The organism is Citrobacter sp. BDA59-3, assembly GCF_015167655.1.
Lineage (GTDB): Bacteria > Pseudomonadota > Gammaproteobacteria > Enterobacterales > Enterobacteriaceae > Phytobacter > Phytobacter diazotrophicus.
In genome coordinates this window covers 541,740-558,896 of sequence record NZ_CP063427.1, presented here as the reverse complement: position 1 = coordinate 558,896, position 17,157 = coordinate 541,740, and the positions used below count along the sequence as shown (strand labels likewise).

15 protein-coding genes are annotated in these 17,157 nt (G+C 54.9%); 11 read left to right on the top strand and 4 right to left on the bottom strand.

Annotated features, from left to right (window positions below):
• The first annotated feature begins 80 nt into the window (after nt 1-80).
• A complete protein-coding gene (argF, locus tag IP582_RS02635) occupies nt 81-1,085 on the top strand; it encodes an ornithine carbamoyltransferase (RefSeq protein WP_193794992.1) in 1,005 nt (334 codons plus the stop codon).
• 453 nt (nt 1,086-1,538) lie between these two features.
• On the opposite strand, the gene IP582_RS02630 is transcribed toward argF, so the two are convergent.
• Nucleotides 1,539-1,991 (bottom strand): YhcH/YjgK/YiaL family protein, encoded by a 453-nt coding sequence (locus tag IP582_RS02630; RefSeq protein WP_039077728.1) that lies wholly within the window; start codon nt 1,989-1,991, stop codon nt 1,539-1,541.
• A 275-nt stretch (nt 1,992-2,266) separates the two neighbouring features.
• Between IP582_RS02630 and pyrL the strand changes: the two genes are divergently transcribed.
• The 5 genes from pyrL to IP582_RS02605 all read left to right on the top strand — a co-directional run bounded on the left by pyrL (nt 2,267) and on the right by IP582_RS02605 (nt 4,986).
• Nucleotides 2,267-2,413: a pyr operon leader peptide gene (pyrL, locus tag IP582_RS02625; protein WP_072039708.1), complete on the top strand. Its 147-nt coding sequence runs from the start codon at nt 2,267-2,269 to the stop codon at nt 2,411-2,413.
• Nucleotides 2,406-3,341, top strand: coding sequence for an aspartate carbamoyltransferase (gene pyrB / locus IP582_RS02620; protein WP_039077730.1), 936 nt, complete (start codon nt 2,406-2,408; stop codon nt 3,339-3,341). Before pyrL ends, pyrB begins: the two co-directional genes overlap by 8 nt.
• A gap of 12 nt (nt 3,342-3,353) precedes the next feature.
• Nucleotides 3,354-3,815 carry an aspartate carbamoyltransferase regulatory subunit gene (gene pyrI, locus IP582_RS02615; protein WP_039077731.1) on the top strand — a complete coding sequence of 154 codons (462 nt, stop codon included), beginning with the start codon at nt 3,354-3,356 and terminating at the stop codon, nt 3,813-3,815.
• Between the two features lie 124 nt (nt 3,816-3,939).
• Nucleotides 3,940-4,326 (top strand): 2-iminobutanoate/2-iminopropanoate deaminase, encoded by a 387-nt coding sequence (ridA, locus tag IP582_RS02610; RefSeq protein ID WP_012134342.1) that lies wholly within the window; start codon nt 3,940-3,942, stop codon nt 4,324-4,326.
• 201 nt (nt 4,327-4,527) lie between these two features.
• Nucleotides 4,528-4,986, top strand: a complete 459-nt coding sequence (locus IP582_RS02605) for a transposase (RefSeq protein WP_193794991.1) — start codon at nt 4,528-4,530, stop codon at nt 4,984-4,986.
• 42 nt (nt 4,987-5,028) lie between these two features.
• Here IP582_RS02605 and mgtA read toward each other — a convergent pair whose 3' ends face one another.
• On the bottom strand, nt 5,029-7,734 hold the full coding sequence (gene mgtA / locus IP582_RS02600; RefSeq protein WP_193794990.1) for a magnesium-translocating P-type ATPase: 2,706 nt from the start codon (nt 7,732-7,734) through the stop codon (nt 5,029-5,031).
• Between the two features lie 199 nt (nt 7,735-7,933).
• Nucleotides 7,934-7,984 carry a mgtA regulatory leader peptide MgtL gene (gene mgtL, locus IP582_RS25515; RefSeq protein ID WP_222557130.1) on the bottom strand — a complete coding sequence of 17 codons (51 nt, stop codon included), beginning with the start codon at nt 7,982-7,984 and terminating at the stop codon, nt 7,934-7,936.
• A gap of 166 nt (nt 7,985-8,150) precedes the next feature.
• Between mgtL and treR the strand changes: the two genes are divergently transcribed.
• From treR to nrdG, 5 genes are all read left to right on the top strand, one after another.
• Nucleotides 8,151-9,098: a trehalose operon repressor TreR gene (gene treR / locus IP582_RS02595; protein ID WP_193794989.1), complete on the top strand. Its 948-nt coding sequence runs from the start codon at nt 8,151-8,153 to the stop codon at nt 9,096-9,098.
• 130 nt (nt 9,099-9,228) lie between these two features.
• Entirely contained in the window at nt 9,229-10,647 is a 1,419-nt protein-coding gene (gene treB / locus IP582_RS02590; RefSeq protein ID WP_071193507.1) for a PTS trehalose transporter subunit IIBC, read from the top strand.
• A 48-nt stretch (nt 10,648-10,695) separates the two neighbouring features.
• Nucleotides 10,696-12,357, top strand: coding sequence for an alpha,alpha-phosphotrehalase (treC, locus tag IP582_RS02585; protein WP_193794988.1), 1,662 nt, complete (start codon nt 10,696-10,698; stop codon nt 12,355-12,357).
• Nucleotides 12,358-13,235: 878 nt separating this feature from the next.
• Nucleotides 13,236-15,371 carry an anaerobic ribonucleoside-triphosphate reductase gene (gene nrdD, locus IP582_RS02580; protein WP_193794987.1) on the top strand — a complete coding sequence of 712 codons (2,136 nt, stop codon included), beginning with the start codon at nt 13,236-13,238 and terminating at the stop codon, nt 15,369-15,371.
• A 220-nt stretch (nt 15,372-15,591) separates the two neighbouring features.
• Nucleotides 15,592-16,056 (top strand): anaerobic ribonucleoside-triphosphate reductase-activating protein, encoded by a 465-nt coding sequence (nrdG, locus tag IP582_RS02575; protein WP_193794986.1) that lies wholly within the window; start codon nt 15,592-15,594, stop codon nt 16,054-16,056.
• A 130-nt stretch (nt 16,057-16,186) separates the two neighbouring features.
• Here the strand turns inward: nrdG and IP582_RS02570 are convergent, their stop codons facing one another.
• Nucleotides 16,187-16,786 carry a nitroreductase family protein gene (locus IP582_RS02570; protein ID WP_039077739.1) on the bottom strand — a complete coding sequence of 200 codons (600 nt, stop codon included), beginning with the start codon at nt 16,784-16,786 and terminating at the stop codon, nt 16,187-16,189.
• Nucleotides 16,787-17,157 lie beyond the last annotated feature (371 nt).

Genomic DNA, 17,157 nt, shown 5'->3' with positions numbered 1-17,157 from the left:
TCATTTGGCTTGCAAATGAATATTCATACATATAAATTGAATTTTAATTCAATAAGTGGCTTTAGCCAGGTGAGGGAACCATGTCGTCGTTTTACCAGAAACATTTTTTGAAATTGCTCGATTTTACTCCTGCTGAAATCAACGCTCTGCTGCAACTCGCCGCCAAACTGAAAGCCGATAAGAAAAACGGCAAAGAAGAACAAAAACTTACCGGCAAAAACATCGCGCTCATCTTCGAAAAAGACTCAACTCGCACCCGGTGCTCTTTCGAAGTTGCCGCATTTGATCAGGGCGCTCGCGTCACCTGGCTCGGCCCAAGCGGCAGTCAGATTGGGCATAAAGAATCAATTAAAGATACCGCACGCGTACTGGGCAGAATGTACGACGGTATTCAGTATCGCGGTTATGGCCAGGAGATTGTCGAAACCCTGGCGCAGTTTGCCGGTGTTCCGGTGTGGAACGGCCTGACCAATGAGTTTCACCCGACGCAGTTGCTGGCTGACCTGTTGACCATGCAAGAGCACCTGCCGGGCAAAGCGTTTAATGAAATGACGCTGGTTTATACAGGCGACGCGCGTAACAACATGGGCAACTCCATGCTGGAAGCGGCGGCAATGACCGGGCTGGATTTACGCCTCGTCGCCCCGACAGCCTGCTGGCCGGAAGCCAGTCTGGTAGCGAAGTGTAAAGCGCTGGCGGAGAAAAACGGTGGCAATATTACACTGACCGAAGATATCGCCGCAGGGGTGAAAGGGGCAGACTTTATCTACACCGACGTGTGGGTATCGATGGGCGAGGCGAAAGAGAAGTGGGCCGAGCGCATTAACCTGCTGCGTCCGTATCAGGTGAATAGCCAGATGCTAACGCTGACCGGTAACCCGGATGTGAAGTTCCTGCACTGCCTGCCTGCATTCCATGACGACCAGACGACGCTTGGCAAGAAGATGGCGGAAGAGTTCGGTCTGCATGGCGGAATGGAGGTGACCGACGAGGTGTTTGAATCGACGGCCAGTATAGTGTTTGATCAGGCGGAAAACCGCATGCACACCATCAAAGCGGTGATGGTCGCGACTCTGGCTCAGTAATCACTTCCACAGCGTGCTACGCCTACCGTGGCTACACTCAGGCGTAGATACAGTGAACATCTCCAGCTTTTTAGCTACGGATAATCGTTTTGCCGCATAACAACCACAGCGACAACTTTGTAACCGGTTGGCGCAGAGCGTGCAGCGAGGGGGTTGGGCCCCCGCTGAAATCGGTGAGACGAAGACCGATGACAAGGGCAGGCCGTCAGGGATGGGGCGAGTAACGCGAGTCAAACCGACCGCAGGCAGCGGGACGGGAGGCGAACGCAGTGCGAAGCACCGATTTCTTTGCGGGGCCGCGGGGATTGTAAAGGGGAACGCGGTGTTCCCCTTTTACCCGTTCACATGTTTGGAGGTGATATTCCGCCATGAATATACGGTGGACGGAACCCACCTCCCGAGCCGCATTTTTCCCCTCACCCCGGCAGGATGAGGGGAAACGGGTAACGCGAGTCAGGCTACTAAAACCTTCACAACCACTTTACGTACCTGTGCGGGCGCGCCCACGGCACACAGCGGTTTATGGACTTCGCCTGGGTAAAACACCACAAAATCCCCTTCGCTCAACACCACCGTTTTTTCCTGGCCGCCTTCCGGCAGGAACGCGATATCTTTATCTGCCAGCCAGTCGGTGTCCGGCGCGCCTGCGGGCAGCGTACTGAATGTCATCCCTTCCTGACCTTTGAGCACAATCTGGATATCCAGATAACGGGCGTGATATTCCGCGCGACGCTCGGCAAACGGCTGAGTCATGTCTTCCGAAACCAGATAAAACAGGTTGTTACCGTCAATATCATGCTTCCCGGTCGGGGTGGCATCCGTCACGTGGGCTTTGACGTGTTCAATGGCCTGGCGCAGTTCTTCCGGCAACCAGCTTTGTAAGTGGTGAATGTTGCCAACGATCATAGCTATCTCCTCAAGATAAAACATCGTTTCATTTTTAGCTTTTATACGGAAAAATGGCGATGCTCACCACCCCTTTTTAGCGAAGAGTTGCGCTTGCGCATGTTTATTCCACCGGGTTGTCAGTACGACTATTCACACGCCCGCAAAGTAATTATTTATTTATTAAATGTGCATTTATATGCAAATAAACCGATTGCCTGACGCAAATGTTGCATTAATCGCTTGAAACCGAAAAGTAGCTGAGTATAATCGCGGACAATTTGCCGGGAGGAAGCATGGTCCAGTGTGTTCGACATAATGTCCCTGGGCGTCTGAAAAAGGACGCAGGCCTGCCGTTTTTCTTCCCGTTGCCCACCCCATTCCATAGCCCCTCTATTGAGGGGCTTTTTTTTGCGCAGTCGTCAGGAGATAAACATGGCTAACCCGCTATATCAAAAACATATCATTTCCATAAACGATCTCAGCCGCGAAGAACTTGAACTGGTGCTGAATACTGCCGCCCGGCTGAAAGCCAACCCGCAGCCGGAGTTACTCAAGCACAAAGTGATCGCCAGCTGCTTCTTTGAAGCCTCAACGCGTACCCGCCTGTCGTTTGAGACCTCCATGCATCGCCTGGGGGCGAGCGTGGTGGGCTTTTCTGACAGCAGCAACACCTCGCTCGGCAAGAAGGGCGAAACGCTGGCGGATACGATTTCAGTTATCAGCACCTATGTGGACGCGATTGTGATGCGCCACCCACAGGAAGGCGCCGCCCGTCTGGCGACCGAATTTTCCGGCGGCATTCCTGTTCTGAACGCGGGCGACGGTGCTAACCAGCATCCGACTCAGACCCTGCTGGATCTGTTCACCATTCAGGAAACCCAGGGCCGCCTGGAGAACCTCAACATCGCGATGGTCGGTGACCTGAAATATGGCCGCACCGTGCACTCGCTGGCGCAGGCGCTGGCGAAGTTCAACGGCAACCGTTTCTATTTTATCGCCCCGGATGCGCTGGCTATGCCGCAGTACATTCTCGACATGCTCGATGAGAAAGGGCTGGCGTGGAGCATTCACGCCAGCATCGAAGAGGTGATGGCTGAGGTTGATATTCTGTATATGACCCGCGTGCAGAAAGAGCGTCTGGATCCATCAGAATATGCCAACGTCAAAGCCCAGTTCATCCTGCGCGCCAGCGACCTTATCGGCGCACGCGGCAACATGAAAGTACTGCACCCGCTGCCACGCGTTGATGAGATCACTACCGACGTGGATAAAACGCCGCACGCCTGGTATTTCCAGCAGGCCGGTAATGGCATCTTTGCGCGCCAGGCGCTGCTGGCACTGGTTCTGAATAGTGATTTGGCTCTGTAGGAGGAAGCGACAATGACACACGACAATAAACTCCAGGTTGAAGCGATCAATCGCGGTACGGTGATTGACCACATTCCGGCACAGGTAGGTTTTAAGCTGCTGACGCTATTCAAGCTGACGGAAACTGAGCAGCGTATCACTATCGGTCTGAACCTGCCGTCAGGCGAAATGGGCCGCAAGGATCTGATCAAAATCGAAAATACCTTCCTGACGGATGAGCAGGTTAACCAACTGGCGCTGTATGCCCCGCAGGCGACGGTAAACCGCATCGACAACTATGAAGTGGTGAGCAAGTCTCATCCGAATCTGCCGGATCGCATCGACAGCGTGCTGGTCTGCCCGAACAGCAACTGTATCAGCCATGCTGAACCGGTCGCCTCCAGCTTCGCGGTGAAGAAACGCCCACACGATATCGCCCTGAAATGCAAATACTGTGAAAAAGAGTTTTCGCATTCTGTGGTACTGGCAGGGTAATTGATGCAAAGGTGTACTCAAGTCAGTGACTGGGGCGAACAAACCTGGCCAACAAGCATGCAACTTGAAGTATGACGGGTATAATGAGCCCCGACCTTATTACCGCTGTAATTCAGGAGAAATCATGAGCAAAACTATCGCGACGGAAAATGCACCAGCAGCAATCGGCCCTTATGTTCAGGGTGTTGATCTCGGCAGCATGATCATCACCTCCGGTCAGATCCCGGTGGATCCAAAAACCGGTAGCGTACCGGACGACGTTTCTGCCCAGGCGCGTCAGTCGCTGGAAAACGTGAAAGCTATCGTGGAAGCCGCAGGCCTTAAAGTGGGCGATATCGTGAAAACGACGGTGTTTGTGAAAGATCTGAACGACTTCGCTACCGTTAACGCGACCTACGAAGCATTCTTTACCGAGCACAACGCCACCTTCCCGGCGCGTTCGTGCGTAGAAGTGGCGCGTCTGCCGAAAGATGTGAAAATCGAGATTGAAGCCATCGCAGTACGCCGCTAAGGCTTTCCCGGATGCGGCGCAAGCGCCTTATCCGGGCTACCCGCTCGTAGCCCCGGTTAGCGCAGCGACACCGGGGATCTCCCCCGCACATGCCTTAAAGTGACTCATCTGCCAAAGGCGGTAAAAATCGCGATTGAAGCCATCGTGGTACGCCGCTAATCTCGCTGAAAACATATTAATAGCCGCCATGGAGGGGTGATCATGGCAAAAGTACGTTTCACTGAGGAGCAAATTGCTGATTTTCTTCAACAATCCAAAAATGGGGTTCCCAACAACGTATTGTGCGAGAAATTTGGATTCAGCCCGAGCACGCTTCGACGCTGGCAAGAATTACACGCCCAACGGATACGCGGTGAGTTAAAACAAGCAGAAAAAACCGCGTCCTACGTCTTTCTGGGCTTCCTGATTTCGACTTTACTGCTCGCTTTTATTTTCTCAAAACCGGTTGCCAGTTGCGTCATTCCCTTTGTTTTACTTTACTGCCTGAGTTACATCCGCCGCTATCGCGCGCTGTCTGCAGAACATATCAAGGAAGGAGATACCTCCCTCGCACGTTCAGGCTTAGGAACGAATAATGTCTTTTATCAGTTAAGCTGGTGCCTGATTATTCTTTTCCTCTGCTCACTGGGGTATCTGTTCGTGCACCTGACCTTGAGATAATCGACCTGAACAAAACGGCTTCAGGTCGATTATTACAGCAAGTTACTGCCAGCCATACCGGCGGCTGTAGAACCCTTTTACCATCTGCGTCAGCGTCATGTATCCGGCCAGGATCGCAATCAGCCACGGGAAGTAAGAGAGCGGCAATGCCTGCAGTTGCAGATAGCTTGCCAACGGCGAGAACGGCAGCGCGATACCCACCAGAATCACCATCAGCGTCATCATGATCAGTGGCCAGGCGGCGCGGCTTTGAATAAAGGGCACGCGACGAGTACGGATCATATGCACAATCAACGTCTGTGACAGCAGCCCTTCCACAAACCAGCCCGACTGGAACAGGGTCTGCGCTTCCGGCACATTCGCCTTAAATACCCACCACATGACGCAGAAGGTCAGAATGTCGAAAATGGAGCTGATCGGGCCGAAGAAGATCATAAAACGACCGAGATCGGCAGGATTCCAGCGCTGCGGTTGACGAATCTGCTCGTCATCAACGTTATCAAACGGAATCGCCACCTGGGATACATCATAAAGCAGGTTCTGAATCAGCAAGTGCAACGGCAACATGGGCAGGAAGGGCAGGAAGGCGCTCGCCACCAACACGCTGAACACGTTACCAAAGTTAGAGCTGGCAGTCATTTTGATGTATTTCAGCATGTTAGCGAAGGTTTTACGCCCTTCAATAACCCCCTCCTCCAGCACCATCAGGCTTTTTTCCAGCAGGATGATATCGGCCGCTTCACGGGCAATATCCACCGCGCCATCCACGGAAATGCCAATGTCTGCCGCGCGCAGCGCCGGCGCGTCGTTGATGCCGTCACCCATAAAGCCCACCACGTGCCCTTCACGACGCAGCACGGTCACAATCCGTTCTTTGTGCATCGGCGTCAGACGGGCAAACAACGTGGTACGTTTTGCCAGCGCCGCCAGTTCGTCATCACCCAGATGCTCAATCTGGTTGCCCGTCACCACCTCGCCGACATCCAGCCCCACCTCCAGGCAGACTTTCGCCGCCACCAGCTCGCTGTCGCCGGTCAAAATTTTCACCGTCACACCGTTGGCTTTCAGCGCTTTCAGCGCCGGTGCCGTGGTCTCTTTCGGCGGATCGAGGAACGCAATGTAGCCTTCCAGAATCAGGTCTGATTCGTCCACACGATGGTAATCGCCGCTGCGTGCCGGGAGATATTTGGTTGCCACCGCCACCACCCGCAGCCCCTGGCGGTTCTGCGTTTCGGTGACGCGCTGAATACGGCGCAGCATGGTTTCATCCAGTGGCACGATATCGCCGTTGTAACGCACCTGGCTGCAGACGTTGAGGATCTCCTGCAACGCCCCTTTGCAAATCAACTGGTGTGCATCCGCGTTTTCGGCGACCACCACCGACATGCGACGACGCTCGAAATCAAACGGGATCTCGTCAATTTTCTGCCAGCGGGTCGAGAGCGTCCGGGCCGCTTCTGCTTCCACCCCTTCCAGCACCGCCGTATCGAGCAGGTTTTTCAACCCGGTCTGGTAGTGGCTGTTCAGCCAGGCACAGTGCAGCACCCGTTCACTGACTTTACCGGCGATATCCGTGTGGTTTTCCAGCACGATTTTATCCTGCGTTAACGTACCGGTTTTGTCGGTACACAGGATGTCCATAGCGCCAAAGTTTTGAATCGCATCCAGATGCTTGACGATCACTTTCTGTTTTGACAGTTTCACCGCCCCGCGTGCCAGCGTAGAGGTGACGATCATCGGCAGCATTTCCGGCGTCAGCCCCACGGCAACCGAGAGCGAAAACAGCGCCGCTTCCCACCAGTCACCTTTGGTGAAGCCGTTGATCAGCAGCACCACCGGCGTCATCACCATCATAAAGCGGATAAGCAGCATGCTGACGCGGCCAATGCCTTTCTGGAACGCATTCGGCTCGCTCTCTTGTTCACTCACCCGCCCGGCCAGTTGTCCAAACCAGGTGTTGCCGCCCGTGGCGATAACTACCGCCTGCGCCGTGCCGCTCACCACGTTGGTCCCCATAAAACAGAGGGTGTCACTTTCCAGCGGGTTGGTCTGATCCGCCGCACGGGTTTTTGCCACTTTTTCTACCGGCAGGGATTCACCGGTCAGCGACGCTTGCGCCACGAACAGATCGCGCGCCTGCACCACACGCAGATCAGCCGGGATCATATCTCCCGCCGCCAGCTTCACGATGTCTCCCGGTACCAGTTGGTCGAGCGGGATCTCCATCCAACGGGTTTCCCCCTGCTCATTGGCTACACGCAGCACCGTTGCGGTATTGCTCACCATCGCTTTCAGCGCATCCGCCGCTTTGGTGGAACGCGCTTCCTGGATAAAGTTCAGGAAGGTCGAGATAGCGACCATCAGCGCAATCACCCCGGCGGCAAACAGATCTTCCGACGCGTAGGAGAAAATACCCAGACAGGTCAGCAGCAGGTTAAACGGGTTGCGATAGCAGGACCACAGATGCGCCCACCAGGGCACCGGACGCTGACCGGGGATCTGGTTAACGCCGTGCTTTTCCCGCGCGTCCTGCACCTCTTTTTCATTCAGCCCTTCCGGATGGCTGTTGAGCTGTTGCCACAGTTCGGCGAGTTCCATCGTCGACAGCGCCAGGCAGCGATCGCTTAGCGAAGCCGGAACCTCGACGTGTTGAATATTAGCGGCGTCAGGCAGCGGGTCGCGCTGAACGAGACGGCGAGGTAAGTGGCGGTTAAGCCGGACCAGGAGTCGGGTGATATTTTTGAACATAGTAGTCATCCTTGCCCCCGCATCACGCGGGTGCCACTACACGTCATCCTTCGCGATGTCGCTTTGTTGGCTCGACATATCACGAAAGATGTTGTGCATTGCCGCAGGCACGGGCCATCCGCGCCAGCAGGCGTTTTCAGTTATGCAGGGACGTTTTGCGTCGCTGCCTTACGTTTCCGGTAAGGCAGCAAAGGCGGGCTTACCGGAAAGAGTGTCTCCGTCGCGGGAGAGGTGCGGGATCAGGGTCCATAAAACCTCCGGTAAGGGTGAAAAGAGTACGATTTCAAGCGTCGTTATTATAACTCCGGTGAATTAAACCGAACGTAAACCAGACTTTACCCATTGTCGTTTGGTTGAGTACTCACCAAACTTTCTTTATTCTGCTATCCGCCCAGAAGAGGAACAGGACAGGACGCATGCAAAACCGGCTGACGATCAAAGACATTGCGCGTTTAAGTGGCGTTGGGAAATCAACGGTGTCTCGCGTGCTGAATAATGAAAGCGGTGTAAGTGAACGTACCCGCGAACGCGTGGAAGCGGTGGTCAATCAACACGGTTTTTCGCCTTCCCGTTCCGCACGCGCCATGCGCGGTCAGAGCGATAAAGTGGTGGCCATCATTGTCTCCCGTCTCGATTCTCTTTCGGAAAACCTGGCAGTTCAGACCATGCTCCCTACCTTCTATGAACAGGGTTATGACCCGATCATGATGGAAAGCCAGTTCTCGCCGGATTTAGTCGAAGAACATCTGCATATGCTACGCCGCCGCAATATTGATGGCGTGGTGCTGTTTGGCTTTACCGGCGTCACGGAGAAGCTGTTATCCTCGTGGCGCGCCTCGCTGGTCCTGCTGGCGCGGGATGCCAAAGGGTTCGCCTCCGTCTGCTATGACGACGAAGGGGCCATAAATCTGCTGATGCAGAATCTCTACGATCAGGGCCATCGTCACATCAGTTTTATTGGCGTACCGCACAGCGACATCACCACAGGCAAGCGTCGCCACGAGGCCTATATGGCGTTTTGCGAGCGCCATCAACTCATCCCCAATTTCATTTTGCCGGGTCTCGCGATGAAACATGGCTACGATAACGTCGCCAGCGTGCTGACGCCCGACACCAGCGCCCTGCTCTGTGCAACGGACACCCTTGCCCTGGGAGCCAGCAAATATTTGCAGGAACAGCGCATTGATAACCTGCAACTGGCGAGCGTGGGGAATACACCGCTGATGAAATTTCTCCACCCGGAGATCGTCACCGTTGATCCCGGCTATGCCGAAGCAGGCCGCCAGGCCGCGGCGCAACTGATCGATCAGGTCAATGGCCGCACCGATCCACGTCAAATTGTGATCCCCGCCCACCTCGCCTGAGCCCCCTCTCGCACGGTTTATTGTGATCTTCGCTTGGTTTCGGGAACGTTCCCATTTTCAGTTATTGAGCCAATGGATATGCTTGCGCACATTCATCAGCAGTCATTATTTCTCTCAGTGGGGCATCACGATGAGCAAAGTCAGACAAGAGGATCTCGCCAGGCTTATTGAACTGGTCGGCGGACGTGAAAACATCGCTACGGTGAGTCATTGCATCACCCGCCTGCGTTTTGTCCTGAACGCACCGGACAAAGCCGACCCAAAAACCATCGAAACGCTGCCGATGGTCAAAGGCTGCTTTACCAACGCCGGGCAGTTTCAGGTTGTTATTGGTACCGACGTGGGCGACTGGTATCAGGCACTCATCAGTGCCATCGGCCAGGCCTCTGCCGATAAAGAACAGATCAAACGTGCGGCGCGCCAGAACATGAAATGGCACGAACAGTTGATCTCACACTTTGCCGAGATTTTCTTCCCCCTGTTGCCTGCGTTGATCAGCGGCGGTTTGATCCTTGGCTTCCGTAACGTCATTGGCGATCTGCCGATGAGTAACGGCCAGACGCTGGCGCAGATGTACCCCGGCCTCAAAACCGTCTACGACTTCCTGTGGCTGATTGGCGAGGCGATTTTCTTCTATCTGCCGGTGGGCATCTGCTGGTCGGCGGTGCGTAAAATGGGCGGCACGCCGATCCTCGGGATCGTGCTGGGCGTGACCCTCGTCTCTCCACAACTGATGAATGCTTACCTGCTCGGCTCCCAGGTGCCGGAAGTCTGGAATTTCGGGCTGTTTAGCATCGCCAAAGTGGGTTATCAGGCACAGGTTATTCCTGCCCTGCTGGCCGGTCTGGCGCTGGGGCTCATTGAAACGCGCCTTAAAAAATGGGTGCCGGATTACCTCTATCTGGTGGTCGTGCCGGTCTGTTCCCTGCTGCTGGCTGTGTTCCTCGCTCATGCCTTTATTGGTCCGTTCGGCCGCATGATCGGCGATGGCGTGGCCTTCGCGGTACGCCATCTGATGACCGGCAGCTTTGCGCCCATTGGCGCGGCGCTGTTTGGCTTCCTCTATGCGCCGCTGGTCATTACCGGTGTGCACCAGACGACGCTGGCTATCGACATGCAGATGATTCAGAGCATGGGCGGCACCCCGGTGTGGCCACTGATTGCGCTCTCTAACATTGCTCAGGCATCAGCGGTAACCGGGATCATTATTGTCAGCCGTAAACAGAACGAACGTGAAATCTCCGTCCCGGCGGCTATTGCGGCTTATCTCGGCGTGACCGAACCGGCAATGTACGGTATCAACCTGAAATACCGCTTCCCGATGCTCTGCGCGATGGTCGGCTCCGGTCTTGCCGGGCTGCTGTGTGGCCTGAACGGCGTGCTGGCAAATGGCATTGGTGTCGGCGGCCTGCCGGGCATCCTCTCCATTCAGCCCTCTTTCTGGCAGGTGTTCGCACTGGCGATGGCCGTCGCGATTATCGTGCCGATGGCGCTGACCTCGGTGGTTTACCAGCGTAAGTTCCGCCAGGGCACGCTGCAGATTGTGTAACTTTTTTGGGGCGCGATTGCGCCCCTTCGCTTTTACCAGGAAATCATTATGAATACCCTTCCTCACTGGTGGCAGAACGGTGTCATCTACCAGATCTATCCGAAGAGCTTCCAGGACACGACCGGCAGCGGCACGGGCGATTTACGCGGCGTGATTATGCGCCTCGATTACCTGAAAACCCTCGGCGTAGACGCCATCTGGCTGACACCGTTTTATATCTCACCGCAGGTGGATAACGGCTACGACGTAGCCAATTACACCGCAATCGACCCGCTCTACGGTACGCTGGAAGACTTTGATGAGCTGGTCGCTCAGGCCAAAGCGCGCGGTATTCGCCTGGTGCTGGATATGGTATTTAACCACACCTCCACGCAGCACGCCTGGTTTCGTGAGTCTCAGGATCCCGCCAGCCCGTACCGCAGTTTTTATATCTGGCGCGATGGCACACCGGATGAACTTCCCAATAACTGGCGCTCGAAGTTTGGCGGCAACGCCTGGCGCTGGCACGCGGCAAGCGAGCAGTACTATTTGCATCTCTTTGCGCCGGAGCAGGCGGATCTGAACTGGGAAAACCCGGCAGTGCGCAGCGAACTGAAAAAGGTCTGCGAATTCTGGGCCGATCGCGGTGTCGACGGTTTACGCCTGGATGTGGTCAATCTGATCTCCAAAGATCAGGATTTCCCGGACGACCATGACGGTGATGGCCGTCGTTTTTATACCGACGGGCCGCGTGCCCATGAATTCTTGCAGGAGATGAGCCGGGATGTTTTCCAGCCGCGTAACCTGATGACGGTAGGTGAAATGTCATCGACCTCGCTGGAACATTGCCAGCAATATGCCGCGCTGGACGGACGCGAGCTGTCGATGACCTTCAACTTCCACCATCTGAAAGTGGATTATCCCGGCGGTAAGAAGTGGGAGCTGGCGCGCCCGGATTTCGTGGCGTTGAAATCGCTGTTCAGCCACTGGCAGCAGGGCATGCATAAAGTGGCGTGGAATGCGTTGTTCTGGTGTAACCACGATCAGCCGCGCATTGTGTCGCGCTTTGGTGATGAAGGCGAACTGCGCGTGCCGTCTGCCAAAATGCTGGCGATGGTGCTGCACGGTATGCAAGGGACGCCCTATATTTACCAGGGCGAAGAGATTGGGATGACCAACCCGCATTTTACGCGAATCACCGATTATCGGGACGTGGAAAGCCACAATATGTTTGCCGAATTACGGGCCAGCGGACGCGATGCCGATGAGCTGTTGGCGATTCTGGCCAGTAAATCCCGCGATAACAGCCGCACGCCAATGCAGTGGTCGGGCGAGAAACATGCCGGGTTCACAACCGGTGAACCCTGGATTGGCCTGTGTGATAACCGCGACGAAATTAACGCGCAGACGGCGATGAACGATCCGGATTCAGTGTTTTATACCTATCTGCGTCTGATCGCCTTGCGTAAAGAGCAGCCGATCCTGACCTGGGGCGATTATGAGGATTTGCTGCCCGCGCACCCATGGTTGTGGTGTTATCGCCGTCAGTGGCTGGGGCAGACGCTGGTGGTGGCGGCAAACCTGAGCCGTGAATGCCAGCAGTGGCAACCTAAAGAGATGCCAGGGCAGTGGCAGCCGATCATGAGCAATTACGCCGAAATTTCCCCGGCGCCCGGTGAGATGACGCTGCGTCCGTTTGAAGCGGTATGGTGGCTGCAATCCGACGACTGACCTGGCCCCGGATGGCGGCGCAGGCGCCTTATCCGGGCAACGACCGGTTTTCTCCCTCTCCCCCGGGGGAGAGGGTTGGGGTGAGGGGAATATGCGGCTCAGGTGGTGGGTTCCGTTCACCGTATGTTCATGGCGAAATGGATCTCCCGAACACGTGAACGGGTAAAGGGGAACACCGCGTTCCCCTTTACAATCCCCGCGGCCCCGCAAAGAAATCGGTGCTTCGCACTGCGTTCGCCTCCCGCCCCGCTGCCTGCGGTCGGTTTGACTCGACGTCCTGTCTCGACAAACCTCAGTCCGCCATCCCTGGCGGCCTGACCTTGTCATCGGGTCTTCGTCTCACCGATTTCAGCGGGGACTCAACCCCCCTCGCTGCACGCTCTGCGCCAGGGGGGCACAAAGATGTCGCTGTGGTTGTCATACGGGAAAACGAGTCAGCCGTGGCTAAAAAGGTTGAAGATGTTCATAGTATCTACCCGCCCGTAGCCCCGGTTAGCGTAGCGACACCGGGGAGTGCGTTATATCCGCGCGTCCTATTACCTTACTGTTTTTGTTGAATAATTAATCAGATTTTTCTTGGTAGAATTTACAAAGCCGCCAGTGCCCGCCGTTTGTACTCTCCCTTTTTTACTTTGTTCTGAATCAAAAAAATCGCAAACTTGTTTGATGCAAATCACTATATATAGAACTTAGAATGCACGCCGACCCAACATATTGTATTAATCGTCTATTATTCCAACAAAGCAACGGCATCGACGCTGGCCGGAATTGTGGATAACAAGGGTCAGGATTCGGGGAACTCACTGTCGCAACAACACTTACCTCCAGTGAATAATTCCTCACCTCTGTGGATAACCTGTTTTTAATATGGAGTGATCATGACACCGCATGTGATGAAACGAGACGGCAAGAAAGTGCCGTTCAAATCAGAGCGCATCAAAGAAGCCATTCTGCGTGCAGCTAAAGCAGCGGGAGTCGATGACGCGGACTATTGCGCCACCGTCGCAGAAATTGTCAGTCAGCAGATGCAAAACCGTTCACAGGTCGACATCAACGAAATCCAGACCGCTGTCGAAAACCAGCTCATGTCCGGTTCCCACAAGCAGCTCGCGCGTGCCTATATTGAATATCGCCACGATCGTGACATCGCGCGTGAAAAACGGGGCCGCCTGAACCAGGAAATTCGCGGGCTGGTGGAGCAGACCAACTCCGCACTGCTGAACGAAAACGCAAACAAAGACAGTAAAGTCATTCCGACCCAGCGCGACCTGCTGGCCGGTATCGTTGCCAAACACTATGCCCGTCAGCACCTGTTGCCGCGCGATGTGGTACTGGCGCATGAGCGTGGTGAAATCCATTATCACGATCTCGACTATTCGCCGTTCTTCCCGATGTTCAACTGCATGCTGATCGACCTGAAAGGCATGCTGACCCACGGCTTTAAAATGGGCAATGCGGAAATTGAGCCGCCGAAATCCATCTCTACCGCAACCGCAGTGACCGCGCAAATTATCGCGCAGGTCGCCAGCCACATTTACGGCGGCACCACCATCAACCGTATCGACGAAGTGCTGGCGCCGTTTGTCACCGCAAGCTTTGCCAAACACCGTAAAGTCGCCGACGAATGGCAAATTCCGGATGCCGATGGCTACGCACACAGCCGCACGGAAAAAGAGTGTTACGACGCCTTCCAGTCACTGGAATATGAAGTCAATACGCTGCACACCGCCAACGGCCAGACCCCGTTCGTCACCTTCGGCTTTGGTCTTGGCACCAGTTGGGAATCGCGTCTGATTCAGCAGTCGATTCTGCGTAACCGCATCGCGGGGCTTGGTAAAAACCGTAAAACCGCCGTGTTCCCTAAACTGGTGTTCGCCATTAAAGATGGCCTGAACCATAAGTTTGATGACCCGAACTACGACATCAAACAACTGGCGCTGGAGTGCGCGAGCAAACGCATGTACCCGGATATCCTCAACTACGATCAGGTCGTGAAAGTGACCGGCTCGTTTAAAACCCCGATGGGCTGCCGCAGCTTCCTCGGCGTGTACGAAGAGAACGGCGAACAGATCCACGACGGGCGGAACAACCTGGGCGTCATCAGCCTGAACCTGCCGCGCATCGCGCTGGAAGCCAAAGGCAACGAAGCCGCGTTCTGGAAACTGCTGGATGAACGTCTGGTGCTGGCGCGTAAGGCGCTGATGACCCGTATCGCCCGTCTGGAAGGAGTGAAAGCGCGTGTGGCGCCGATCCTCTATATGGAAGGGGCCTGCGGCGTGCGTCTGAAAGCGGACGACGACGTCTCTGAAATTTTCAAAAACGGCCGTGCGTCTATCTCGCTTGGCTTTATCGGCATCCACGAAACCATCAACGCGCTGTTCGGCAAAGAGCATATGTTCGACAGTGAAACGCTGCGTGCCAAAGGTGTGGCGATTGTAGAGCGTCTGCGCCAGGCGGTGGATCAATGGAAAGAAGAGACCGGCTACGGCTTTAGCCTCTACAGCACCCCGAGTGAAAACCTGTGTGACCGCTTCTGCCGTCTGGATACCGCTGAGTTTGGCGTAGTGGATGGCGTGACGGATAAAGGTTATTACACCAACAGCTTCCATCTCGATGTCGAGAAGAAGGTAAACCCGTACGATAAGATTGATTTCGAAGCGCCATATCCACCGCTCGCCAGCGGGGGGTTCATTTGCTACGGCGAGTACCCAAATATTCAGCACAACCTGCGTGCGCTGGAAGATGTCTGGGATTACAGCTATCAGCATGTGCCCTATTACGGGACCAATACGCCGATTGATGAGTGTTACGAGTGTGGTTTTACCGGCGAGTTCGAGTGTACCAGCAAAGGCTTCACCTGCCCGAAATGCGGCAACCACGATGCAGCACGTGTATCGGTGACCCGCCGCGTGTGCGGTTATCTCGGTAGCCCGGACGCCCGTCCGTTTAACGCCGGGAAGCAGGAAGAAGTGAAACGCCGGGTTAAGCATCTGGGGAATGGGCAGCTAGATTAAGTTTTTTACCGACCTCTCCCCCTCACCCTCTCCCTCAAGGGAGAGGGGACCGATCGGAAGCAGCTTCAATTACTGTAACTTACCTGATCCGCGCTTTTCGCAAAGCAATTGGCGTCAGGACAAGGCGGCAAACGAGCGAATCCCGGAGAGCTTACATAAGTAAGTGACCCGGGTGAGTGAGAGCAGCCAACGCAGTAATGGCGTCAATTGAGAAGTGAAAATGAGGTTTCATCAATACTACCCTGTCGACATCGTCAACGGCCCCGGCACGCGCTGCACCCTCTTTGTTTCCGGGTGCGTACACGAATGTCCCGGCTGCTACAACAAAAGCACCTGGCGGTTAAACTCCGGCAAGCCGTTTACCAAAGAGATGGAAGACCAGATCATTGACGATCTCAACGACACCCGCGTCAAGCGCCAGGGGATCTCGTTGTCCGGCGGCGATCCGCTCCATCCGCAGAATATCCCGGATATCCTCAAGCTGGTGCAGCGCATCCGCACCGAATGTCCGGGCAAAGATATCTGGGTCTGGACGGGGTATAAGTTAAACGAGCTGAACGACGCGCAAATGGCCGTTGTCGATTTAATTAACGTGCTGATCGATGGGAAGTTTGTGCAGGATCTAAAAGACCCGGCGCTTATCTGGCGGGGCAGCAGCAACCAGGTGGTGCATCACCTGCGATAGTAAAACCCCGGCACAGATGCCAGGGTTATCAGTAGCCAGGATCAGGCGCTTGCGCCGCCATCCGGGTTTTCCCCGGCGGCGCGATGCTGCCGGGGCGACGAAGACACGTGATACAACGAGCCTGAACGGATTATTTCGCCACGATAAAGCGTTTGGCGTCATCCATATAGGCTTTGTCGCCTGCAGGGGCGATAATCGAACCAAAGTTCATGTGCGCACGCAGTTTCCAGCTCGCCGGGATATTCCAGGTACGCTGAACATCCGCATCCACCAGCGGGTTGTAGTGCTGGAGGTTAGCGCCAATGCCTTTCTCTGCCAGTGCCAGCCATACCGCATATTGCGCGATACCTGAACTATGCTCTGACCAAATCGGGAAGTTGTCGGCGTAGGCGGCAAACTGCTCCTGCAGCCCGGTCACGACGTCCTGATCTTCAAAGAACAGCACGGAACCCGCGGCAGCGGCAAAACCATCGAGTTTATCGGAGGTGGCGTGGAAGCTCTCCGCCGGAACAATTTTTCTCAGTTGCTCACGGACCAGTTCCCAGAATTTATTGTGCTCATTACCCAGCAGGATCAGCGCGCGAGAACTCTGCGAGTTGAACGCAGATGGCGCTTGCTTGATGGCGTCCTGAATCGTCTGAACAACGTCATCTTCCGGCAACGGCAGGTCTTTGCCCAGTGCATAAATAGTTCTGCGTTGTTTCGCTAAAGCAAGGTAGTTCTCTGGCATAACGCCTCCTGAAAGCGTGGTGAATTCCAACGGAGTTGAGATGTGCGTGACAGGCTGCTCCCGGGAAAGTAATGCGTTCAAAATTCGCTGAAACGAGTTCATGGTTCGCTGATTCCTGTCGGTCCCTTAAACGAGAGCAAACACCCCGCTGGCTGTTTGCTCTGACTGTGAAAAGAGTAGCCCTGCCAGCCAGTTAGGGAAAGCAGAACTATTTGTATCTATCATTCAAAAAAAGTGAAAGAACCCTTAGTGTGATTATTTACTAAACATATTTTTATTACTGCCGATAATGACGTAGTCTCGTTCTTTCCCGCGTAGATTCATCATCCAACGAGGCAGAAGGCTCCTTGCGTCAGGTCCTGGATTGCATT

Coding starts and splice junctions, on each gene's coding strand:
- argF (WP_193794992.1), top strand. CDS start 81: ATGTCGTCGTTTTACCAGAAACATTTTTTGAAATTGCTCGATTTTACT.
- IP582_RS02630 (WP_039077728.1), bottom strand. CDS start 1,991: ATGATCGTTGGCAACATTCACCACTTACAAAGCTGGTTGCCGGAAGAA.
- pyrL (WP_072039708.1), top strand. CDS start 2,267: ATGGTCCAGTGTGTTCGACATAATGTCCCTGGGCGTCTGAAAAAGGAC.
- pyrB (WP_039077730.1), top strand. CDS start 2,406: ATGGCTAACCCGCTATATCAAAAACATATCATTTCCATAAACGATCTC.
- pyrI (WP_039077731.1), top strand. CDS start 3,354: ATGACACACGACAATAAACTCCAGGTTGAAGCGATCAATCGCGGTACG.
- ridA (WP_012134342.1), top strand. CDS start 3,940: ATGAGCAAAACTATCGCGACGGAAAATGCACCAGCAGCAATCGGCCCT.
- IP582_RS02605 (WP_193794991.1), top strand. CDS start 4,528: ATGGCAAAAGTACGTTTCACTGAGGAGCAAATTGCTGATTTTCTTCAA.
- mgtA (WP_193794990.1), bottom strand. CDS start 7,734: ATGTTCAAAAATATCACCCGACTCCTGGTCCGGCTTAACCGCCACTTA.
- treR (WP_193794989.1), top strand. CDS start 8,151: ATGCAAAACCGGCTGACGATCAAAGACATTGCGCGTTTAAGTGGCGTT.
- treB (WP_071193507.1), top strand. CDS start 9,229: ATGAGCAAAGTCAGACAAGAGGATCTCGCCAGGCTTATTGAACTGGTC.
- treC (WP_193794988.1), top strand. CDS start 10,696: ATGAATACCCTTCCTCACTGGTGGCAGAACGGTGTCATCTACCAGATC.
- nrdD (WP_193794987.1), top strand. CDS start 13,236: ATGACACCGCATGTGATGAAACGAGACGGCAAGAAAGTGCCGTTCAAA.
- nrdG (WP_193794986.1), top strand. CDS start 15,592: ATGAGGTTTCATCAATACTACCCTGTCGACATCGTCAACGGCCCCGGC.
- IP582_RS02570 (WP_039077739.1), bottom strand. CDS start 16,786: ATGCCAGAGAACTACCTTGCTTTAGCGAAACAACGCAGAACTATTTAT.